Source organism: Fibrella aquatilis, from assembly GCF_017353255.1.
In the GTDB taxonomy this organism is placed as follows: Bacteria; Bacteroidota; Bacteroidia; order Cytophagales; family Spirosomataceae; genus Fibrella; species Fibrella aquatilis.
The window spans coordinates 164514-187580 of record NZ_JAFMYU010000013.1 but is presented as its reverse complement, the minus strand read 5'-3'; the positions used below and the strand labels follow the sequence as shown (position 1 = coordinate 187580).

Sequence of the window (23067 nt, the reverse complement as noted above, 5' to 3'; positions counted from 1 at the left end):
TTGTCCAATATTCATTGTAGATTCTTTAGCGCCTCAATCACCAGCGTCAGTTCCTCAGCCGTGGCATCGGTGTTGCCAGAGAAGCCAAGACTGCGGTAGCGGACGCGGCCTTTGGGGTCGATGATGACTTTGGTGGGGATGCCCAACACGCCGTACGAGTCGGCTACGCGCTGATCGCGGTCGAGCGGTACGGTGAAAGTGCTGGTTTGACGGGCCATGAACGACTGAACCCGGCTTAGGGGGCCGCCCTCGCGGGTATTCACGAAGAGAAAGACCACATTGGGGTCGTTTTTGAAATAGGCCGCTGCCTGCTGTACTGCTGGAAATGAAGCTACGCAGGGACCGCACCAGGTAGCCCAGAAATCGAGCATGACCACCTTGCCCCGTAACGAAGCCAGCGACACCGTATTACCCGATAAAGTGCTGAGCGTGAAGCCCGGCGCCGGTTGGTTCACAAATGATTCGGCCAGTTCGGCTTGCCGCTCGGCGCGGTAGGGAGCCAACAGATCGCGCACGTAGGTCTCACCTTTGGCTTCAGAACCTAGTTTTTTTGCCTGATAAGCCCGCAACGCCGACCGCAGCCGGGGCGTGAGTCGGCCTACCCGCACCACCTTCTCGATGTAGGGCAACACCGAGTCGGCGCGGTTGGCGCGGAGGGCACAGAGCCACAGGCGTTCGCTCGTGCGCGGGTCGCTGGCGTCCGGCTCGGCCACGGCCTGTTTGTAGGTAGCCAACGCCGCGCCGAACCGGTCCTGCTGATCAAACGCATAGGCCAGCGTGGCGCGGAAATTTTGGATGTCGGAAGTGCGCTGCGCCGTTTGTTCGGGCGAGGCCTTCTTGGGCAGTGGCCGTTGTTGCAATACCGTCAGGGCGCGTTGGGCGAGCCACTCGGCCTGGGGTATGCCACGCCCTTCGTCGGTCATTTGCCCGGCGAAACTGTGGAGCAGCATGGGGTCGGTGGCGGGTAGGGGTTGCTGAGCCAGAAACGACACCAGGTCTCGGAACTGCCCTGGTTTAAAGTACGCTTCCGCCACCGAGCTAACCAGCATACCGCGGTAAGTAGAAGCCGGAAACGCCTGCGTAAACGACGCAAAGCCCGACAGCTTTTTGGCCAGGTCAGCCTCTTTCCGAACTACTTCTGCGCGGGCTTTCTGGGCGGCGTCGCCGGTGGGGTCAACCGTGCGGATACGTTCGCGGGCGGCGGTGGCGCGGGCGGGTTCGGCTAGTTGGTCATAGAGGTTGGCGGCGGTGGTCAGCTCGTCGGGTGTGGGTGTGTGGCTATCCAGGTAGGCGGGAATCTGGTTTAGGGCGGTGGCTTTGGCACCGGGTTTTTGCAGCCGGAGTTGCGTGGCAATGAGGTCGCTCCAGTACTGCGGCCGCAGCTGCGGGTTCTGCGCCAGTTCACGTTCGTACTGTTGCACCGCCCACGCCCAGTCTGACTTAACTTTTAGCTTGGCCGCATAGGCCGTCCGTACCAGCACCGACGCCTGCCCGCCCGTGGCGTGGGGCTGCGGTTTGCCACCGTCGGTATAGACCAGCAGGGGGTAGAAATGGCCGTTGTTGGCGTCAATTAGGGCGGAGTTGGTTTTGCTCTGAAACGTGAATAATAAACCAGACAGTGGTGGTTTGGGCAGTTTCATCTCGCCCACAAAAGCGTTGCCCTCCTGCACCGCCGTGGCCGTGGTAGGCAGGCTTGCCACCATCTGCGAAGGGGCGGCATAGCGTACCCAGATGCCCGAAATGGCCGTTTCTGAAGCCAGCGGCGTGTTTCTGGGCGTGTAGGTAAACGAGACGACATCGCCCGGCAGAGGCTTTTCGGGCAAATACCGAAATTGAGCCAGCAGGGGAGTGGTCAGTAAAAAGAAGGCTAGGGTGAGGAGGCGGTTCATGCACTAAAGATAAGGCCCGGTTTTTATCTGATGCAGCCATCACCCGCCCACCCCGACCTTAAGCAGTCTGGCTCCAGGTAAGAATACGTTCTGCCAGCTCAGCCTGCGTATGGGCGGTGCGGTCTTTGGCATACCAGCCGTGGGCTCGTTCAATAACCTGGTCGAAAGGTGTGTTCTCGGTTTTCCAACCGTCCATCTCGGCTTGCAGGGCAGCCGGGCGCGGTCCCCACGTACCCAGTTCGGTCAGGTCGGTTTGGCGCAGACAGACCAGCTTAGGAATGGACCGGCCCCCGTTGGTGCGGTAGGCATCGATTACGGGCAGGTTTTTATCCCGAAGCAACAGCCGCAGCTCAATCTTGCCCGACCAGTCAGCCATATGTTTCATCACAGGCAGAATTTGGGCCACGTCGCCGCACCACGATTCCACCAGCACCAGCCAAATCCACGGCTCACGTACCTGCGCCAGCGCGGCAGTCACCTCGTCGGTCAGCACGGTTGTTTTCTCCAACCGGGCTATGCGCGAGAAATTCAGCCGGGTAAATCCCAGTATCTGTTCGGTGTTGTAATGCGGATCGTCGGCGGTAGTCAGGTGCTGCTCAAATCGCCCATAGGCGTGAGTCATATACTGCGCGTAAGTCATCGCCTCAGCCACGAGTGCGGGCGTGATGGGGGAGGTTGGTGTTGGTTGCATCATCCAGACAAGCGCGAAAAAGCCCCGTTTGTTCGTGAAGCGGTCGGAGTCTCAACCCAAAAGTGGGTTTCGTAAAACGGCGCGGCCTGGATAAGGTACTGCGTAGTTGGTTTACTGAACTATTAACGACAACATCCCCCCATGCGTAAACCAATTACGTTTCTTGCCGTGCTGGCTACCAGCTTCCTCTTCGATGCCTGCACCCCCGACCTGCCCGAGCCTACCAGGGCAAGCCCCGCCGCCCAGGCTCGCAAGGGCGACAAGGCGATGACCCAAGAAGAGATCGACTATCATATCGAATACACTGTAGCCAGTCAGAAAGGAAAAACAAGTGAGTTCGACTGGGCTAATGAATACCCGAATCAGTTTTCCAGGCGCAATCCTTGCCGAGGTTGTCAGGACGAAACGCTGGATATGGACCGGCTTATCTGGAGCACAACCCAGCATACCGATCCGGTACTGACGGTCGGGTACACCATTCCGGGTTATGATTTTAAGGATTTGACCAAAATCAACCTCAAAGACAAAGCGTGGCAGGATATTCGGCAGAAACTACTGGACGTTGTGTTCAACAGCGAGAAGGAATATAACAAGGAACTCACCCGCCCTGAAGACCTGGTGGTGTACCCTGAAGAGGGCTTGCCTAATTTCGAACTGACCATCACGCAACTGGCTACGTTACACAAGCTACGCGCCACGGGCTTTATCCGGTACATTATCCCGACGGAATACCAGCATAAGGGGGCTGTTTTGCCCAAAGGCAATCCCAGCAAAAATGGCCGCTCAGCCAGCAGCGGCTTCGGTTGCGGCGACCACGAGCAATCGTTACCCTACCTCACGCCCGGTACAGACTATACATTCCTGGCTCCTCAAAACTCCAAAATTTCGTGGAATCTGCTTGTCCACCAGATGCCTTCCGCCTGGGCGCGGGGCGCAACGGGGCAGGGCCAGTACATCGGCTATATCGACACGGGAGTATCGGATCAGCAGGGACGGCTGAACTGGAATTTCTGGCAGGGGGCTTCCGGCTCTCGTATGCTCGAACGTACCTGGACACTACCCAACAAGCGGGGGCAGGCCCCCGAAACCCACCACGACCCCTGCGGGCATGGTACGTGTTCGGCCGGTATTGGCGTAGCCCCACACATGGGCGTGTCGTCGGTGGGGGTAGCTTATCAGGCCAGTCTGGTGTCGGTACGGGCCTCGGCTGATGTTGTCTTTACGTCGGCCCGCGAATGCCGGGGTGCCGCCAATGCGTTCACCCGGCTTGCCAATCACCCCAATGTCCGTGTCATCAGTATGTCGATGGGTACGGTGGTGAACCTGCCCTATACAGTCAACGGGTTGGGTACGCCGTTTACGTTTGCCTACGCCCACATCGGCGATGCCGTTCGGCTGGCACATCAGCGCGGCAAGCTCATTTTCTGTGCCGCCGGGACGCTCGGGGCGGGTGGCCTGCCCATGACCATCTTCCCGGCTAATATGGACGGTGTGGTACAGGCCGTTACGGGTATTCGGGCACAGGTCAGGAACAACGGTCTGCTTGTCAATAACGTGTCGAACTACTCGCTTAATTTCCTCACCAATTGCCACGAATGCTTCTACAGCCCCAGCGTTGATTTTGCGGTGGTCATGCAAAAAGACAACATCGGCACCGCCGAGCGGGTACTGACACTTCCCCGGCGGAACTTCATCGAACCCGTCACCTTTGGTGGCTCATCGGCAGCCACAGCTACCATGTCGGCTATGGCGACAGCGGTTTGGTCGCGCTTCCCGAATGAAGATGCCGCCCAGATTCTGGACCGCCTCCGCCGCGCTGCCACCCACCCCGACAATCGCCACCCTAGCTTTGGCTGGGGGCTGGTCAATATGGACCTGGCGACCCGTTAATAAAAAAGCACTAAATGAGGCATGGGCGTTGATCCCGGTATTACCAAGATCAATGCCCATTCCTCATTTAGTGCTTTTTTAATCAGCTAGTAGGCCCGCGCAAACACTACCCGTTGGGCAGAGGGTTTGCCAGAGTAGACGCAGGGGCCGGGGTCATTGGCCCCTTCGAAAGGGATACAGCGGATGGTGGCTTTGGTTTGCTCTTTGATCGCCTCTTCGGTTTCGGAGGTGCCGTCCCAGTGGGCCATAATAAAGCCGCCTTTCTCGATCTGCTCTTTGAACTCGTCAAACGTGTCGATCACGAAGGTGTTGGCTTCGCGGAAGGCAAGAGCTTTTTGGTAGATCGTTTTTTGGATATCGTCCAGAAGGGCCACAATGCGCTCGGTGAGGCCGTCGAAGGGCACGGTCTCTTTCGTTTTCAGGTCGCGGCGGGCCATTTCGACAGTGCCGTTTTCCAGGTCACGTGCGCCTATGGCCAGCCGGACGGGTACACCCCGAAGTTCATATTCGGCGAATTTGTAGCCCGGCTTGTACGAGTCCGAGTTATCGTACTTCACCGAAACACCCGCTTTGCGCAGTTCGGCCATCAGCGGCTTCACTTTCTCCGACACGGCATCCAGTTGCTCGTCGGAGCGGTAGATGGGCACAATGACCACTTGGATGGGTGCGAGTTTGGGCGGGATGATTAGCCCGTCGTCGTCGGAGTGGGCCATCACCAGGGCACCCATCATACGGGTAGACAAGCCCCACGACGTACCCCAGACGTATTCGAGTTTGTTTTGTTTCGAGAGAAACTGCACCTCAAACGCTTTGGCGAAGTTTTGCCCTAAAAAGTGCGACGTTCCGGCCTGAAGGGCTTTTCCGTCCTGCATCATAGCCTCAATGCACAGCGTATCGTCGGCCCCGGCAAAGCGTTCGTTGGCGGTTTTGGTGCCGCGAATCACGGGCATGGCCATCCACTCTTCGGCAAAGGTGGCGTAGACTTCCAGCATCTGCCGGGTTTCGGCCTGGGCTTCCTCGGCGGTGGCGTGGGCGGTGTGGCCCTCCTGCCAGAGGAACTCTGCCGTGCGCAGAAACAGGCGCGTCCGCATTTCCCACCGCACCACGTTGGCCCACTGGTTAATGAGCAGCGGCAGGTCGCGGTAGCTTTGAATCCAGTTTTTGTAGGTGCTCCAGATCACGGTCTCCGAGGTGGGCCGCACAATCAACTCTTCTTCCAGCTTGGCTTCCGGGTCGACAATGATGCCCGAACCATCTTCGGCGTTTTTCAGGCGGTAATGGGTCACCACGGCGCACTCTTTGGCAAAACCCGCCACGTGCGAGGCCTCTTTGCTGAGGTATGATTTGGGAATGAAGAGGGGGAAATAGGCGTTCTGGTGGCCCGTTTCCTTAAACATATCGTCTAAGGCCCGTTGCATTTTTTCCCAAATCGAAAAGCCGTAGGGCTTGATCACCATGCAGCCCCGAACCGCCGAGTTTTCGGCCAGATCGGCTTTGCGCACTAACTCATTATACCATTCCGAATAATCTTCGGACCGGGCTGGAATTGCTTTAGCCATGAAACTAAAGTCGTAAGTGGAGGAGTCGTAAGCCACCTGCGCCAGCCGACTTACGACTCCTCCACTTACGACTATTTTTATTTAAGATTAAACCTTGATTAGACCTGTCAGTCTAACAGACTGAGGGGTTGCAAAGATAGGTTTTAACTCTATTTTTGTAATCAATCAGTCGCTCTGCTTGTTATATGAGCGAATCGTTGCGCGTTCCGATTTTACTTGAACCCTCACTGATTACCAAACCGCTTTCTTTATGAAAACCAACAATACGTGGCGCTACCTGGCAATGGCCGCTTTGCTGGGTGTTGGGGCGTGTAGCTCCAGCCGCCAAACTGCCCAGAATGCCGGTGAGGTCGACGACCTGTACGGCAATTCGGGCGATGCCGTGGTGGCATCTGGCAACGAACGGCAGACGTCGCGGCAGGATCAGCGCTCGGCCCGCCTCGACCGCAGGCAGCAGCGATTGAGTAATATCAACCCCGACTACAACGAAGAGCAGGCGGGGCTGGCTGGCACCAATCAGCAGGAGTATTATTCAGAACTCACGGCCCGCAACGTACAGCGTGGCATCTCGCCCGATCCGGGTTGGGGTGACGTCAACAGTGCTTATAACAGTGGGTATAACAATGGCTACAACCAGGGTCTCTACGGTGCCAACAGCTGGAACCGCTGGGGTCTGAACAGCGGTGGCTTCTACAGCGGCCTGAGCCTGGGTATTGGTCTCGGCTCGTTTGGCTACGGCTACAGCCCGTTTGGGTTTGGTTATAGCCCGTTTGGCTTTGGTGGCTACAACCGCTTTAGTTATAACCCCTACGCCTTTGGTGGTTTCGGTGGCTACGGCTATGATCCGTTCTACAGCTATGGATACAGCCCATTTGGCTTTGGTGGTGGGTTCGGCGGCTTTGGTGGTTTTGGCAGCTATTATGGCTACCGGCCAACGGTGGTGAACAACTATTACGTAACCGGTGCCGATCCGTACCGCAACAACCGCACAGTGGGTGCCCGCTATAGCTCGGCGTCGGGCCGGTATAACGGTGATTTCAACAATACCCCCCGCGCCGCCGATGGTGGTGGCCGTCGTAGCGCCGGTGCCTATACGGGCAACAGTGGCTACACCAACAATACGCCTGCACCATCGCGTGGTGATGCCTACTACAGCCGCCCTACCGACGGTGGGTACAACGGCTCACGGGCCAACACACGGGGTACGTACTACTACGACAACAGCGGTGCTGCCGGTGGCCGCACGTCGGGCAATGCCGCACCGGCTGCGCCGTCGTACGGTAGCTCATCACGTGGGTCGGCTGATACGTACTATTCAGCACCAAGCCGGGGTAGCAGCCGGGGTAACTATACGCCTTCGCAGGATGCCAGCGGTACACAAAACCGGTCGTATTCGCCGCCTAGCTATTCGGCCCCTTCACGCAGCTATTCACAGCCTCAGCAGAGCTACTCGCAACCGAGCTATTCTGCACCAAGCCGTGGCAGCTACAGTGCCCCCAGCTATAGCGCCCCCAGTGCACCCAGCTATAGTGCGCCCAGCGCGCCATCGGGTGGTGGTGGTGGTGGCTACAGCAGTGGTGGCGGCGGCGGTGGTGGTGGCCGCGGTCCACGGTAAGTCGTGCTGTTAAATATGCATTAATACGTATGAAAAACCCGCTGTTTTGAGAAAGACAGTGGGTTTTTTCGTTTAGTACATAGCGTGGCATTAAACGTTCGGGACGTACTATTGTCCTACTGAAAAGGGCGTTTCATCTACCTACATCCAGATTAGTTATGAACAGATATTTGCTTTCGGTCGCAGCCCTCTTTGGGGGTGCGGTTAGCGCGTTTGGGCAGGATTATTCGGGCGACGTGTTTCGTTATTCCGATCAGCCCATTACGGGTACGGCTCGCTTTCAGGGCCTTGGTGGTGGCCACGTGGCCATCGGCGGCGATGCCTCTTCGGCATTTACCAACCCGGCCGGGTTGGGTTTCTACAACCGGTCAGAGTTGAGCATCAGTCCGGGCGTTCGGTTGCAGAACGTGGGCGTGAATTATGCCGGGCAGAATACCAATTCGAACAAGGCCGTGCCGTTTGTGGGGCAGGCGGCCCTCATTTTTGCAGGTGAACCTTCGCGGCAGGGCAGTATGCGGCGAGGTACGTTTGGCATTACCTATTCGCGGCAGGTGAGCCTGGGCAACGAGTTTGCTTTTACGGGCCTCAATAACCGAAGCTCCATTACCGACGCCTGGGCCGCTGATTTGAACAGCTTTAATATTGCCTCTGGTGTGGTCGACAGGGTATTTAACAGAAACACTAATCAGGTAACTGACATCAACGGTATTCCGGGTACGGCCTATCTGGCGGCGGCCTATCAGCTGTACCTGATTGATCCAACCAGCGATAACGCCACCACCTACAGAGGTGCCGAGGGCGATAAGGTGGTCAACCAGACGCAGAGTTATTCGTCGAGCGGATCGCAGTCGCAGTGGACGCTAGGCTATGGAGCTAACTTCGATGACAAATGGTACGTAGGTGGCGCATTGGCCCTAAGCAGCACCCGCTTTGATTTTACCAACCAGTATTCGGAAGTATTCGTAGGTGGTGATCAGATTCGTGGCCTGACCGACCGCAGTACGCTGAGTGTGCGCGGCACGGGCATCAACCTGACGTTGGGCACCATTTTCCGGCCTACTGAACTGCTGCAATTGGGTCTTACCGTTTCCTCGCCTACGTTCAGCGGCCTGGCAGAAACGTATGACCGCACCCTCAGCGCCGATATAATCGGGATTCGCCAGTTTGACGCTAATGGCAAACCAATTCTTGATGCGAACGGAAATCAACTACGCAAAGTGCCTGATCCACTGAGCATTGCGTTGCCTTCTAACGATTTTAACTACAACATTACCACGCCACTGCGGGCATCGGGCGGGGCTACGTTCTTTTTCAAGAAGCGCGGGTTCATCACCGCCACTGCCGAATACGTGGGCTACACAGGTATGCGCGTGGGTACGTCCGATTACCAGGCAGCGGCTGACAATCAGGCGTTTCGGGAAGATAACAAGAAGAATGTGCAGGCCTTCTACCAGAATGTGGTCAACTTCCGGGTGGGTGCCGAGGTACGCGCCAGCGTATTCCGCTTCCGGGCGGGGGCGGCCTATCTGCCTACTGCTTACAAAGACACCTACGACCAGTTGGCCCGTAACGGCGACCGCAACTCGCTGCTGCTGTCGGGTGGGGTAGGGGTACGCAACGAGCGGTTCTTCCTGGATCTGGCTTATTCGGCCTACGCCTTTAAAACAGCCTACGCCCCCTATACGCTCAACAATTCACAGAACTACGCCGCCGCCGTGTTGAACAACAAAGTCGGCAGCGCTCTGCTGTCGGTAGGTGTGTTCTTCTAGACAGGGCAGTGGGCAAGTGATGCCCTGCTAAACCTAAAAAGCCGCGTCAGCAGAAGCTGAACGCGGCTTTTTAGTTGTTCCCTAATTCAATGCCTAATAACTTAAAGTTGGCAGTTGGCTGTGTTCCTGTTTAGGCCATTCCATCTAGTTTTTGCTGAATGGTCTGCCGGTCTGTCTGCGTTTTTGCCAGGGAATAGGCTCGCTGGAAACTGGCCGTGGCCTGCGCCGGGTCTGTTTCCCGATACAGTTCGCCCAGCAGGGTGAAATAAAGATGGCTATTGTCCAGCCGAAGCTGTTTGGCTGCTGCCAGCGCCGCTGCCTGTCCGGCTACTTTGTAGAGCGCGTAGACCTGATTGAGCGCCGCGCTGGGCGACTTGTTGAGCAACACAAGCTGGTTGTACAGGCTTAGAATGGCCGTCCATTTTTCGGGCGTATCGTCTCTAATGCAATGCCACGACGCAATGCGGGCCTCCAGGTGATAGGTGCTCAGGTCGTTGCCCTGCATGGCCCGATCCAGATAGGCAAACCCCTGCCGGATCAGCGCAGTGTCCCATAGAGTATCATTTTGCTGTTCATATAGCAGGGGTAGACTTTTGGCACCTCCATGCCGGGCCTCAAATCGGGAGGCGTGAAAGCACATGAGGGCCAGGAGTGCGTTGGTTTTAGGGCTGTTGATCTGCTCATAGTCGGTGAGCATAACACCCAACCTCATGGCTTCCAGACACACATCTTTCTGCAACGATTGATTCTGGGTACTGGAATAGTAGCCCTCGTTAAACAGCAGGTAGATTACCCGCAGCACCGTGTCCAGTCGACGAACCAGTTCACTATCGGCGGGTAAGTCCATTGTTACGCCTGCCGCCCGCAGTTTTTCCTTTGCCCGAAAGAGTCGTTTGTTGATCGTTTCTTTGTTTGTCAAAAAAGCCTCCGCTATTTCGTAGATACCAAAACCACAGAGAATACGCAGGGCCAGCCCGATCTGAGCTTCGTCAGCAATGAGCGGATTGCAGATGGCAAACAGCATTTGTAGCTGGCTATCCCGAATGCTATGGGCCGAGAAGCTCAGGGTATCCCATTCGTCATCCTGGGTGTGTTGGGCCATCAGTCCGGGTATGACCTTATCATCGAGCAGTTTGCGCCGCCTGAACTGGTAAATGGCTTTTTGTTTAGCCACAGTATAGAGCCAGGCAGTGGGGTTGGCAGGCAGTCCCCGCACACCCCAGGTTTCAGCGGCCAGCAGAAACGTTTCCCCTACAATATCTTCGGCAAGCTCGATATGCTGGAGGCCAAATCGTCTGCTGATAACGGCCACCATCCGGGTAAATTCCTGCTGAAATACCTGCCTGAGCGATTCCTGCGCGTTTTCCATCTGTGTCGATTGCTCCCCATAGATTACACCAGCAGGGGTCTAACCTCAACGCTACCCCCTGCTGATATGGCCGGACAGCCGTGCGCCAACGCCGTGGCCTCGTCTAGGCTATCGGCCCTAACCAGCACGAAGCTGCCCAATCGTTCTTTTACCTCTACAAACGGGCCGTCGGTAATAAGGCCATCGGCCCGTACTACTTTGCCTTCTGTAGCCAGCCGGGTACCCCGGCTAACCAGGTTGCCCCCGGCTTCTATGCCACCCACCCACGCCTGCCAGCGACTGGCGATAGCAGCAAATTCGGCGGGCGACATCTGGCCCGTATCGAAGCTAGGCTGGCGAAATAACAACATGAATTCGCTCATAATCAATTAGATAGATTGGGGTTCTGTAGCTACTACCGACGTGCTGGGTAATCTACGATTGGCAGGCCGTAAGTACCACGATAATACCGTCAGAATAGAAAAGATGAGGGGTGCTACCCACTGAAAAAAAGTATCACCAGCCGCAATATGCGACATGACCGCTCCGGTTAGCAGGAAGAAGAAGCCTGCATACGCCCACTCTTTCAACAGGGCATAGCCGGGCAAGACAAGGACCACCGCACCAGCGAGCTTCCAGATGCCCAGTACCCGCATCGTATAGAGCGGATACCCCAGGCGAATCATGCCGTCGACGTTGACTTTGACATGGCTGATTTGGGCAATACCGCCCGCTACCATTCCGAAAAGCAGCAGGCCAGTTACGACCCAGTAGCCAATGTGTTTGCGTTCTTTCGCTGTACGTTGATTCGTTGTCATAATCAGTCCGTGTTGGTTTCACTCTACCAATGACTGAGCCGACCCAAATTGGACAACCTGGGTACGGTTTTTTTGCATTTGGTGAGGTCGTACAACAAACACCCCCGTAAAGGTGCTCGCTATGCATAGCCAGCGCGCTAATAATCAGGGGCTTTGCTTAGCACAAACTTGTGCTAAGCAAAGCCCCCAAAGCGTTGACTTCTATATTTCAAACTCGCCTTTATACCAGCATTTTCATGGGATCTTCCAGGAAGCCTTTGAACGTTTGGAGGAAAGCTGCGCCGGTGGCACCGTCTACCACGCGGTGGTCGCAGGAGAGCGTCACCTTCATGATGTTGACGGGCTTGGGCGTTTCGCCCTCGAAAACCACGCTTTGCTTAATGGCTCCTACCGCCAGAATACAGGCGTCGGGTGGGTTGATGATAGCCGTAAACTGGTCGATGCCAAACATGCCAAGGTTGGAGATCGAGAACGTGCTGCCTTCCCAGTCTTTGGGTTGCAGTTTTTTCTCTTTCGCCTTACCCGCCATCTCTTTCACTTCGCCCGCAATGGTTGAGAGCGTTTTCTGGTCGGCGTTGCGCACCACGGGTACCAGTAGGCCTTCATCAACGGCTACGGCCACGCCGATGTTTACGTAGTTGTACTTCCGAATCTTGTCGCCTAGCCACGACGCATTCACGTTGGGGTGCTGTTTCAGGGCCAGGGCGGCGGCTTTGATCACAAAATCGTTGAACGAAATCTTGGCAGGAGCCACCGCGTTCACCTGTCCGCGCAGGGCCATTGCCTTGTCCATGGTGATTTCCATGGTCAGGTAAAAATGGGGCGCGGTAAACAGGCTTTCACTCAGACGGCGGGCAATAGTCTTGCGCATCTGCGTAAGCGGCACATCTTCGTAGTCGCCGGTAGTCACCGGGGCAGGCTGTACGGGTGGAATACCCGGAGCAGCTTGTGCCGGTTGCGGGGCGGGGGTAGCCGGAGCAGGTTGAGCCGGGGCGGGGGGTTGGGTTGGCGCGGCCGGCTTAGCTTGCGGAGCCGTTTGTGGGCTGAACGATTCAACGTCGGCTTTCACAATGCGGCCTTCGGGGCCGGTACCCTGGACCTGCTTGAGGTCTATGCCCTTCTGGTCGGCAATGGCTTTGGCCAAAGGCGAAGCCTTCAGGCGGCCGTTGGCTTCATGACCGTTTTCGTTGCCACCAGCGTAGGAGAGGTCCGTCGCGGCGTTGGCCGGCGCGTCTGCCTGTGGGTTTTGTTCGGCAGTGGCATTACCAGCAGTTTCATTGGCTGCGCCTGGAGCCGACGCTGAGGCAGGTGCAGGAGCAGCCGAGCCATTTCCGCCAGCGCCACCGTCGAGCAGCACTTTGAAGTTGGCACCTTTCTCGCCTACTACGGCTATAACGGCATCTACCGCCACAGCTTCGCCTTCTTTCACGCCAACATAGAGCAGGGTACCTTCTTCGTAAGCCTCCAGGTCCATAGTAGCCTTGTCGGTTTCGACTTCGGCCAGCACATCGCCCGATTTCACAGTATCGCCTTCCTTTTTATGCCACGCCACAATGGTGCCCTCGGTCATGGTGTCGCTCATTTTGGGCATCCTGATGACCGTTGCGTTGCCAGCATTGGCGGCGGGGGCGGCAGAGACCACCTCGGCGTCGCGCATGGCAGTATTCACCTGCGTAGTGTCGGCGGCGGCAGGTGCGGGACCGTCGGCGGGTGGGGCAGTGGTGGGTTTTACCTCGGCGCTACCGCCCGTATTGCCATTCAGCAGTGCCTGGAAATCTTCGCCCTGCTGACCAATAACGGCAATAACCCCGTCGATGGGCACGGCCTGCCCTTTTTCAACGCCGATATAGAGCAGGGTACCTTCATCATAGGCCTCAAGGTCCATGGTGGCTTTGTCGGTTTCGACTTCGGCCAGCACATCGCCCGACTTGACGGTATCGCCCACTTTCTTATGCCATTCAGCAATCACCCCTTCGGTCATGGTGTCGCTCATTTTGGGCATACGGATTAATTCTGCCATAATAACTGTAGGATGCTTCTGTAGATCAACAACCCCCAAAATTAACGTAAAAAGGGGTTTAAGGTTTAGGGTAGTTCAAGGTTTAAAGTCCAAAGTCCAAGGTTGGCTGACGCATGTACTCTTGCGTCAGCCAACCTTGGACTTTGGACTTTAAACCTTGAACTACCCTAAACCCACTCCCAACGGTGGCGGGGGCGGCTGCCGGTGCCGGGCGTTTGCCGCAGGAACCGGGGGCGGCGGAACCGCAGCACCATCAGACCAAGCAGTTTTGGAATGGGCTGGCCTTTTTGCTCATTGGTAAGGTCGGCAGGCTGATGATCATCACCGGCGGGCAAAATGCTGGCGTAGTTGGCCCCGGCCAGCAGGATTTCGGCCAGCGTAGGTGCATCCAGGAAAGAATCGCCCGTTTGGGGTCCCCAAGCCGGGTCGATATTCTCAATGTCGGCCAGTTCGGTATCTGTACCCACCGCCACCGCCGACGCAGCATGGCGCCGTGTGCCGGGCAACGGTTGCAGGTGGTTGGGCAGTGGTTTAGTCAGGAACCCCATCACCGCCGACGACAACAGCAGCCGGTATTGCTGGGGGTTGGTCAGCAGTTCTTTGTAGGCCAGCACCCGATAGAGGTATTGGCTGGTTTCGTGGTATAGCTTGAGGTTGAAATAATTGCTCTGACGCTGCTGGAACATCCGGCTCTGCACATGGCCAAGCCCACCGTTATAGGCAGCGGCCACCAACGTCCAGGAACCCAGTTCGTGATACAGGTCGCGGAGCATCCGGCAAACGGCCACCGTGGCTTTGGGCAAATCGTAGCGTTCGTCGGTTTCGTCGTTGACGATCAGGCCCAGTTCGCGGGCGGTTTCGGGCATTAGCTGCCAGTATCCCGAGGCACCCTTCGGCGACACGCAGTTGTTGATGAGAGCACTTTCGGCCAGCGGAATGTACCGAAAATCGGGGGGAATGTTGAACCGGCGCAGGATGGGGTCAATAATGGGGAAAAACACGGCTGCCCGCTTCCGAATAGCGTAGAGTTCTTCGCGTTCGGCCTGGCACTGCATCAGGTTGCGCATCCATTGCCGCGACACATAGGCGTTGTCGATGGGTACGGCTTCGCCGCAAAAATAGATGGGCACAAAACGCCGGGTAGTATCGGCGTTGAGCAGCAACGGGGTGCTTAGCTTCTGGGAAATGGCCAGCGGGTTACCAGCCTGGCGCGTAGTATCGAGTTCAAAATGGGCCTCGAAGGGCGCAGTGGCAATGGCTGGTTTGGCCAGTGCGATCAGGGCAGAGAATCCGACAGATTTTATCAAGAGGAGCGGTATTTGTTGATAGACTAAGACTCACGGCGGTACCATAAGGTAACGCCGTAATGCAAAAATCATTATGCAAAAATACCTGATAATGTGGCTATTGGCAAATGCTTGTTCTGCGAATTATCCTACGGACTATAGCATGTAGCCAAGTTTGGCCTTGGTGCCTAAGCATAGAAAAAGCCGCCACACAGCCCGTAGGCAGTGTTTTTGGCGGCTTTTAGAAATCTATAAAATTGAATTTTTCCAAGGGAGTATTTTCTACGTATAATACTACTACTTCCCCGTATCGTCCGACGGCCCCGCTTCTGCATTGGCGGGCTGTTCGTCATTGACATAGGTACGTTCGCCCATGTTGTCATTCATCTCGGCGGCGTTTTCGTCGTTAGGCAACTCATCGGTTTGGGCCGTCACTACGTTGGGGTCGAGGCGGCTCACGCGGTCGTTACTGTCGGCATCGTTGGGCCGTTCCTGGTTGCGGGCCATGGTGCCCACCACCCCCTGATTTTGGTCAATGCCAGCGTCGTAATTATCGGGTTTGTTTTCCATAGCTGAATTAACTGCATCAGGCCAGTGAAGGTTATGAAGGGATTTGGGATTTTGGATTTCGGATTTCGGATTGTTGCTTACGCCAGAGTAAACGTACTCTGGCGTAAGCCCAATCCGAAATCCCCAATCCAAAATCCCTTCTACATTTCGTCTTCTGGCAACGAGGGTGGGGGTGGGGCCAGGGGGGCGGGGGGGGTGAGGGGTACGTCGGCTTTAGTGAAGCTCAGGCGGCGGCGACCCAGCAGGCGGAACGCGAAAAACAGCACCAGGCATAGCACCGCCACGAAAGCCGCCAGGGGAACAAACACCATCAACACCGATAACCCCAGCGAGGCGGCGTTTTCGCTCGTGGCTACTACGGGGTTGGCCAGCCCGCCAGTGGTGGCGGTAGATCCCAGCCGCAGCAAACTCGTGCCCGCCTGTATGATTCCCGCCGAACCGCCGCCCAGCATAAGGCCCATGCACCAGCGCACCATGCTATCGTCGATGCGCAAGAATGAGGTCGAAAGCAGCGTGCCCGCCACTACCGATACCGGCATGGCAATGGCATCGAGCGCATTGTCGACCCAGGGAATATAGTAGGCCACTAACTCAACGGAGGTGGCGATGCTCAGGCCAATGATAGCTGTCCAGCTACCCAGCCACTCGAAACCGGGCATGGTGCCAATGAGGCCGAAATGAGTAGCCGCCGCCGCCACCAGCATGGGTACGAAAATGCGAAAACCGCAACAAGCTGCCAGGCCAACGCCCACACAGGCACTCAAGATCCATTCCATAGTTGATAGGGTAAAACTTTATAACGCCAAATAACTGTTACTCTCCCGAACAATTGCCAGAAACGGGCGAAAATCTTACCTCGTGAGCGACGAACAAAAAAGCGGCGGACCAGCATCTGGTCAGGTCTTCGATATTGCCATTCTTAAACGCCTCTATGATTTTGTGCGGCCCTACCAGGGCCGTTTCTACGGGTTAGTGGGGGTTATTTTGCTGGGGGCCACGCTTGCGCCTATCACGCCGCTGCTCATTCGCCAAACAATTGATAATGACATTGCCGGGGCCAACTACGGCGGGTTGGTACTCATGCTCTCGGTTATGGTGGGGGTGCTAGTAGTTCAGGCGGGCGTACAGTTTGCCAATACCTACCTGTCGGGCTGGCTGGGGCAGCACGTGATCCGCGACGTGCGGGTACAGCTTTACGAAAAGATCCTGGGCCTGCGCCTCAAATTTTTCGACAATACGCCCATTGGTCGGCTTGTAACGCGCACCATTTCCGACATCGAAACCCTGGCCGACGTCTTCAGCGAGGGCATGGCGGCCATTGCGGGCGACTTTCTGCAACTGATTCTCATCATCGGCGTGATGTTCTACACCGACTGGCGGCTGTCGCTCATCAGCCTCTCTATGGTGCCGCTGATGCTGCTGAGTACGTATATTTTCAAAGAAAAGATCAAGGCATCGTTCAACGTGGTGCGCACGGCGGTGGCCAACCTGAATGCCTTTGTGCAGGAACACATTTCGGGCATGAACATCGTGCAGATTTTCAGCAGCGAAAAAATCGAAGCCGAAAAATTCCGCGTCATCAACGACGAGCACCGCAAAGCCAACATCCGGTCTATCTGGTACTATTCTATCTACTTTCCGGTGGCCGATATCCTGGCGGCGGCCGGTACGGGCCTTATTGTCTGGTACGGGGCGCGGCAGATTCTGAACGAACAGATTTCGTTTGGTACCGTCACGGCCTTCGTGATGTTTATCAACCTGTTTTTCAGACCTATACGCATGCTGGCCGACCGGTTTAATACCCTGCAAATGGGCATCGTCAGCGCCGACCGGATTTTGAAGCTTCTCGACAGCGACGAATACACCGTTAACAACGGCACCCTCGCTCCCGCCAACCTGCGCGGCGATGTGTCATTCCGTAACGTCTGGTTTGCCTATAACGACGAAAACTACGTGCTGAAAGACATTTCATTCGACGTGAAAGCGGGCGAAACGGTGGCTTTTGTGGGGGCTACTGGCGCGGGTAAGTCGTCCATTATCAACCTGTTAAGTCGTTTCTACGACATTAACCAGGGCACTATCCAGATCGACGGGGTAAACGTGGAAGACTATGACCTGACCGTGCTGCGGCGGCATATCGGCGTGGTGTTGCAGGATGTTTTCCTCTTTTCCGAAACCATCGAACGCAACATTACCCTGGGCGATCCGGCCATCAGCCGCGAACAGATTGTAGAGGCGGCCAAGCTGGTGGGTGTTCACGAGTTTATCATGCGCTTGCCCGGCGGGTATGATTACAACGTGCAGGAACGCGGTGCCACGCTCTCGGTAGGGCAGCGGCAGTTGATTTCGTTTGTGCGGGCCATGGTGCAAAACCCCCGCATCATCGTGCTCGACGAGGCCACGTCGTCGGTAGATACCGAGACGGAGGAACTCATTCAGGAGGCCATCAGCAAGCTCATGCGCGGGCGCACGGCCATTGTGATTGCCCACCGCCTGAGCACCATCCAGAAAGCCGACCAGATTATGGTGGTAGACCGGGGCGAGATTAAAGAGCGCGGCACCCACGAGCAACTCCTGCAACTGGATGCCGTCTACGCCAACCTCTACCGGATGCAGTATAAAGAGATGGCGTAGATTACATTTGCGGGAAGCCAAGAGACAAGAGGTGAGAGGCAAGAGACAAGAGACAAGACATAAGCGTTAAGTCGACTGAGTGCTACGCTTGCTTCTTGCCTCTTACATCTTGTCTCTTAAACCATGGGTCTTTTACGTGTACTGCTGGCGGCGGCGGTGGTGTTTGTTCATGCCGGGCCGTTGCGCGGGTTTCATACGCTGGGTGGCAATCTGGCCGTGCAGGCGTTCTACATGATTTCGGGGTTTTACATGGCCCTGATCCTCAATGAGAAATACGTGCCGTCGGCCAGCCTCAGCATGGGGCAAACCTACCGGCTGTTTCTCACCAACCGGCTGCTGCGGCTGTTTCCCATTTACTACGCTACGCTGCTCATTATTGGCGTGGTAGCCATAGTGATGTGGCTGACACTGGGAGAGGTACACCTCGAATTTGCGCAGGCCGTGCGGGCATATGGTCACCAGCTTTCTACCGGAACAAAGGCTTTTTTGGTTGTGGTCAACGCCCTGCTGGTGGGGCAGGATTGGGTTAGTTTTCTCACCCTTGCCCCCACTACCCACGCGCTGATCTTCACCCGCGACTTCTCATCGGCCCCCGTCAACCTCAATAATTTTCTGCTCGTACACCAGGGCTGGACCATCGGGCTGGAGATCACTTTCTACCTGATGGCCCCGTTTTTGGTGCGCCGAAAAAGCTGGGTGCTGATCTTGGTTGTGGTGCTGGCTACAGCCCTGCGGGTCTACCTCCGCCGCCAGTATGGCCTCACCGGCCTGGCCTGGCAGTATCGATTTTTCCCCACCGAAATTGCGTTTTTCATGCTCGGTGCCCTGGGCTACAAAGCGTATCGGGTCCTGCGCCAAAAATCTATTCCGCTGGCGGTGAGGCGGTTGTGTTTGTACGGTGCGCTGGGCTTTACCCTGTTTTTCGGCGAAATCTTCCAGATCACCAACCGGCTGGGGGTGCCGCCCATTGCCATGTCAACGTTGTTTACGCTGACTATTGCGGCCTGTATACCGGTGCTGTTCATCCATAGCAAAACCAACCGCCTCGATCAGCGCATCGGCGATTTGTCGTACCCGCTCTACATTGTGCACTATATCGTGTTTGAGGCCCTGCGAGCCTATGGTTTGGGTGGCAACTACCAGAATCTGCTCACCCTGGCCCTTTCGCTGGGGCTGGCAGTAGGGCTAAATCAGCTGGTGGGCGAGCCTGTGGAAGCCCTGCGCCGTCGGGTGGCGCTGCGGTTGCACTAGGTTATGGGGTAACACAAACCTGCCGCAACTGCCCACGGCGTTTAACAATTCTCCCTTACACGGGGTTTGGTAGCTATCTCAATAGTAGTTATGAACCAACCGGAGCGGTACGATGCCATTATTATTGGGGCAGGGCAGGGGGGCAAACCACTTGCCATGGCTATGGCCAAGAAAGGGTGGAAAACGGCCCTCGTTGAGCGGAAACACGTAGGCGGTACTTGCATCAACTACGGCTGCACACCCACCAAAAGCCTGATTGCTTCGGCGCAGGCGGCTCACGAAGCCCGTCGGGCAGGTATGTACGGAATAAAAACCGGCGAGGTTTCGGTTGATTTTCAGGCAGTTAAAGGTCGGAAAGAGCGCATTGTCGAAGACTTTCGCCACAGTATCGAAACGGCGTTCGACAAGACCGAAAACCTTACGCTGATTTACGGCGAAGCCTGGTTTACAGGACCAAAAACGCTGGCTATTAGGCTCAACGAAGGTGGAAGTCAGGCCATTACAGCCGATACGATGGTGATTGACTGCGGCACAAGTGCCAAAACGCCAACGCTGCCGGGCCTGGATTCGGTGCCTTACCTAACGTCCAAAACGCTGCTTGAATTAGATGAACTACCTACTCACTTGCTAGTGGTGGGTGGCGGCTACATCAGCGTCGAGTTCAGTCAGATGTATCGCCGGTTTGGGTCTGACGTCACGCTCATTGTGCGCGGCAGCCAACTACTTGAGCATGAAGACGAAGACGTCGCCACCGAACTGACCAACATACTGGAAGCCGAAGGTATCACCGTTCATCTCAACAGCGACATACAGCAGGTGCGGCAGACGGGCACCCACGCCCTGGAGGTGTTGCTGGAGGCCGACGATGTGGCGCAGGTAAACGGTTCCCACTTGTTGCTGGCTATTGGCATTACGCCCAACACCGCTGCCTTAAACCTGGCGGCGGCAGGCATAGCTGTTGATGAGCAGGGCTTTATAGTGGTTAACGATAAGCTCGAAACAAACCAGCCCGGCATCTACGCCATTGGCGACATCAACGGTGGCCCGGCTTTCACGCACATTGCCTACGACGATTTCCGTATTCTCCAGCAGAACCTGCTCGAAGGCAGTGTAGCCGCCACTACCAACCGGCAGGTGCCCTATACGGTCTTCACTGATCCGCAGTTGGGGCGCATTGGGCTGTCGGAAAAGGAAGCTCAGCAGCAGGGCAAACGGGTGCACGTGGCGAAGCTGCCCATGACGTCGGTGGCCCGCGCTATTGAAACCGACCATACCAACGGCTTTATGAAGGTGCTGGTGGATGCCGACACGGACCTTATTGTGGGGGCGGCGGTGTTAGGTATGGAAGGCGGCGAACTCATGACCATGCTCCAGATTGCCATGCTGGGTAAACTGCCCTACACACGTCTCCGCGATGCCGTTTTTGCCCACCCCACCCTGGCCGAATCGCTCAATAATCTGTTCAGTAAATTAGCATAAAAGGGGCCAGCGTCATCTGCGTTTCTCTATCCAAATCACATAATCAATGCTGCTCACTGCTTTCCAGTCGGTACGAAATCATTCCATTGCCCTGTGCGCTAATCTCGAGACCGAGGACTACGTGGTGCAGCCTACCCTCGACGCCAGCCCGGCTAAATGGCACCTGGCGCACATCACCTGGTTTTGGGAAACCTTCGTGCTGGTGCCGTACATGGCTGGTTATCAGGTATTTCATGACGATTTTAGTTATGTATTCAACAGTTATTACGAGACCGTGGGTAAGCGGGTACTGCGCACCCAACGCGGTAACCTCAGCCGCCCCACCGTGGCCGAAATCTATCGGTACCGGACCTACGTAGATGAGCACATGGCCCGTTTTCTGGCTACCGACCCCACCGATGCCGACCTCCGCGACTTGATTATTCTGGGCCTCAACCACGAGCAGCAACACCAGGAATTGCTCGTGACCGACATCAAATACACGCTGGGCCACAACCCGCTGCTGCCGTCGTTGGGCATCCCCATCATTGAATACCCCGCCAACCCCGTGTCGGCACCCATCACCCTGCCCGAAGGCATCTACGAGATTGGCTACCGGGGTGGTATGCCGGGCGATGCTATCCCGTTTCATTTCGATAACGAACTGGGTGTGCACAAGGTCTACCTGGCCGAAACAACGCTGGCAGGGCAGTTGATTACCAACGGCGAATACCTCGAATTTATGGCTGCAGGTGGCTATCGGCACTTTGGTCACTGGCTGGCCGACGGCTGGGCGTGGGTCAACGCCAACGCCGTGCAGGCCCCCCTCTACTGGCATAACGTCGACGGGCAGTGGCATTACTACACCTTCGGTGGGCTGGTGCCCGTTGACCCTGCCGCCCCCGTGAGCCATGTGTCGCAGTACGAAGCTGACGCCTTCGCGCGGTGGCGGGGCACGCGGCTGCCCACCGAATTTGAGTGGGAAGCCGCCGCCCATTTGGCCCCGCTCAACTGGGGGCAGCGGTGGGAATGGACTAACTCGGCCTATTTGCCCTACCCCGGATTCGTCACGGCGGGCGGGGCCGTGGGCGAGTACAATGGCAAATTCATGAGCAACCAGCTGGTATTACGGGGTGGTTCGGTGGCCACACCCGCCGGGCATAGCCGCCCTACGTATCGCAACTTTTTTCAACCCGACAAACAATGGCAATTCACGGGAATCCGGCTTATTCAGGCCTAAACGGCAGTCAAACCCAGTTAATACCAGACGTGCCCACCGCCCACCAAGCCGAAGCCCTCGATTTGGCCGATGCCGTGCGTCGGGGCCTGACCGGTTCGCCCAAGCAGCTGTCGTCGCGGTTTTTTTATGACGACGAAGGCAGCCGGCTGTTCAGCGAAATCATGCATTTGCCGGAGTACTACCTCACGCGCTGCGAATACGAGATTTTAGACACCTACAAGGCCGATTTGCTCGCCCTGTTCAGTGCCGACAATCGCCCGTTTGAGTTGGTGGAACTCGGCGCCGGCGACGGCCTGAAAACCAAGCTGTTGCTGGATCATTTCTGGAACGAACTGGCCGATTTTACCTATACGCCCGTTGATATTTCCAAGGCTGCCCTGGATGGCCTGGTGGCCGATATTGCCCAACAGTGGCCCCAAATGGCCCTTTCGCCTCAGCACGACGACTACTTCAACACGCTGAAGCGCTTAGGCAACCAGGCTGCTAATGAAGGAAACCACACCCGCACCGTGGTACTGTTTCTGGGGTCGAATATCGGCAATTTCAGTCCGGCAGAGGCCGTGGCGTTTTACCGGCAGATCGGGCAGCATCTCCACCCCGGCGACCTGGTGCTGACGGGTTTCGACCTGCAAAAGCACCCGGCCATTATCCACGCTGCCTATAACGACAGCGCAGGCCTGACGCGCGCGTTCAACCTGAACCTGCTCCGCCGCCTCAACCGCGACCTCGATGCCGACTTCGATCTGGCCGCTTTCGACCATTACGAGACCTACAACCCTGAAAACGGCGAGGCCCGCAGCTACCTCGTCAGCGAACGGGAGCAGATAGTACAATTAGCCGCGCTAAACCTGTCGGTGCCGTTTGCTGCTGGTGAGGTTATCCATACCGAGATTTCTCGCAAGTTCAGTCGCGCCGGTATCGAACACCTCGCCCAGCAGTCCGGCTTCTCGTTAACCGACTGGTTTACAGATAGTAAAAAATACTTTGCTGATGTAGTGTACAGCAAATAAGTACAGCGGGTGAAGAGAC

The 23067-nt window shown here is 56.4% G+C and carries 18 protein-coding genes; 8 read left to right on the top strand and 10 right to left on the bottom strand.

The window, feature by feature from the left end; translation table 11 throughout:
• Positions 1 to 11: 11 nt before the first annotated feature.
• Positions 12 to 1889, bottom strand: coding sequence for a TlpA disulfide reductase family protein (locus J2I48_RS16710; RefSeq protein WP_207336615.1), 1878 nt, complete (start codon positions 1887 to 1889; stop codon positions 12 to 14).
• Between the two features lie 58 nt (positions 1890 to 1947).
• Positions 1948 to 2583, bottom strand: coding sequence for a thioredoxin family protein (locus tag J2I48_RS16705; protein ID WP_207336614.1), 636 nt, complete (start codon positions 2581 to 2583; stop codon positions 1948 to 1950).
• A gap of 138 nt (positions 2584 to 2721) precedes the next feature.
• Here J2I48_RS16705 and J2I48_RS16700 point away from each other — a divergent pair, with 138 nt between their 5' ends.
• A complete protein-coding gene (locus tag J2I48_RS16700) occupies positions 2722 to 4470 on the top strand; it encodes a S8 family serine peptidase (protein WP_207336613.1) in 1749 nt (582 codons plus the stop codon).
• Between the two features lie 86 nt (positions 4471 to 4556).
• Here the strand turns inward: J2I48_RS16700 and proS are convergent, their stop codons facing one another.
• On the bottom strand, positions 4557 to 6029 hold the full coding sequence (proS, locus tag J2I48_RS16695) for a proline--tRNA ligase (protein ID WP_207336612.1): 1473 nt from the start codon (positions 6027 to 6029) through the stop codon (positions 4557 to 4559).
• A gap of 250 nt (positions 6030 to 6279) precedes the next feature.
• On the opposite strand from proS, the gene J2I48_RS16690 reads away from it, so the two are divergent.
• Both J2I48_RS16690 and J2I48_RS16685 read left to right on the top strand, forming a co-directional pair.
• Positions 6280 to 7644 carry a hypothetical protein gene (locus tag J2I48_RS16690; RefSeq protein WP_207336611.1) on the top strand — a complete coding sequence of 455 codons (1365 nt, stop codon included), beginning with the start codon at positions 6280 to 6282 and terminating at the stop codon, positions 7642 to 7644.
• A gap of 158 nt (positions 7645 to 7802) precedes the next feature.
• Positions 7803 to 9413 carry an OmpP1/FadL family transporter gene (locus tag J2I48_RS16685; protein ID WP_207336610.1) on the top strand — a complete coding sequence of 537 codons (1611 nt, stop codon included), beginning with the start codon at positions 7803 to 7805 and terminating at the stop codon, positions 9411 to 9413.
• Positions 9414 to 9543: 130 nt separating this feature from the next.
• Here the strand turns inward: J2I48_RS16685 and J2I48_RS16680 are convergent, their stop codons facing one another.
• The 7 genes from J2I48_RS16680 to J2I48_RS16650 form a co-directional block, all read right to left on the bottom strand.
• Positions 9544 to 10782 (bottom strand): RNA polymerase sigma factor, encoded by a 1239-nt coding sequence (locus J2I48_RS16680; protein WP_207336609.1) that lies wholly within the window; start codon positions 10780 to 10782, stop codon positions 9544 to 9546.
• 23 nt (positions 10783 to 10805) lie between these two features.
• Positions 10806 to 11144, bottom strand: a complete 339-nt coding sequence (locus J2I48_RS16675; protein WP_207336608.1) for a YciI family protein — start codon at positions 11142 to 11144, stop codon at positions 10806 to 10808.
• Between the two features lie 6 nt (positions 11145 to 11150).
• Positions 11151 to 11579 (bottom strand): DoxX family protein, encoded by a 429-nt coding sequence (locus J2I48_RS16670; RefSeq protein ID WP_207336607.1) that lies wholly within the window; start codon positions 11577 to 11579, stop codon positions 11151 to 11153.
• A 220-nt stretch (positions 11580 to 11799) separates the two neighbouring features.
• Entirely contained in the window at positions 11800 to 13599 is a 1800-nt protein-coding gene (locus J2I48_RS16665; RefSeq protein ID WP_207336606.1) for a pyruvate dehydrogenase complex dihydrolipoamide acetyltransferase, read from the bottom strand.
• A gap of 167 nt (positions 13600 to 13766) precedes the next feature.
• Complete coding sequence (locus tag J2I48_RS16660; RefSeq protein ID WP_207336605.1) at positions 13767 to 14906, bottom strand: lytic transglycosylase domain-containing protein; 1140 nt, start codon at positions 14904 to 14906, stop codon at positions 13767 to 13769.
• A 276-nt stretch (positions 14907 to 15182) separates the two neighbouring features.
• Positions 15183 to 15455, bottom strand: a complete 273-nt coding sequence (locus J2I48_RS16655) for a hypothetical protein (protein WP_207336604.1) — start codon at positions 15453 to 15455, stop codon at positions 15183 to 15185.
• A gap of 140 nt (positions 15456 to 15595) precedes the next feature.
• The gene (locus tag J2I48_RS16650; RefSeq protein WP_207336603.1) at positions 15596 to 16231 is read right to left on the bottom strand and encodes a DUF4126 domain-containing protein; all 636 of its coding nucleotides are present in this window, start codon (positions 16229 to 16231) and stop codon (positions 15596 to 15598) included.
• Between the two features lie 82 nt (positions 16232 to 16313).
• Between J2I48_RS16650 and J2I48_RS16645 the strand changes: the two genes are divergently transcribed.
• The 5 genes from J2I48_RS16645 (at position 16314) to egtD (ending at position 23048) form a co-directional block, all read left to right on the top strand.
• Complete coding sequence (locus tag J2I48_RS16645; RefSeq protein WP_207336602.1) at positions 16314 to 18089, top strand: ABC transporter ATP-binding protein; 1776 nt, start codon at positions 16314 to 16316, stop codon at positions 18087 to 18089.
• A gap of 123 nt (positions 18090 to 18212) precedes the next feature.
• Entirely contained in the window at positions 18213 to 19340 is a 1128-nt protein-coding gene (locus J2I48_RS16640; protein WP_207336601.1) for an acyltransferase family protein, read from the top strand.
• Between the two features lie 90 nt (positions 19341 to 19430).
• Entirely contained in the window at positions 19431 to 20819 is a 1389-nt protein-coding gene (locus tag J2I48_RS16635) for a mercuric reductase (RefSeq protein ID WP_207336600.1), read from the top strand.
• Between the two features lie 46 nt (positions 20820 to 20865).
• The gene (egtB, locus tag J2I48_RS16630) at positions 20866 to 22038 is read left to right on the top strand and encodes an ergothioneine biosynthesis protein EgtB (RefSeq protein WP_207336599.1); all 1173 of its coding nucleotides are present in this window, start codon (positions 20866 to 20868) and stop codon (positions 22036 to 22038) included.
• Complete coding sequence (egtD, locus tag J2I48_RS16625; RefSeq protein ID WP_207336598.1) at positions 22002 to 23048, top strand: L-histidine N(alpha)-methyltransferase; 1047 nt, start codon at positions 22002 to 22004, stop codon at positions 23046 to 23048. Before egtB ends, egtD begins: the two co-directional genes overlap by 37 nt.
• Positions 23049 to 23067: the final 19 nt, after the last annotated feature.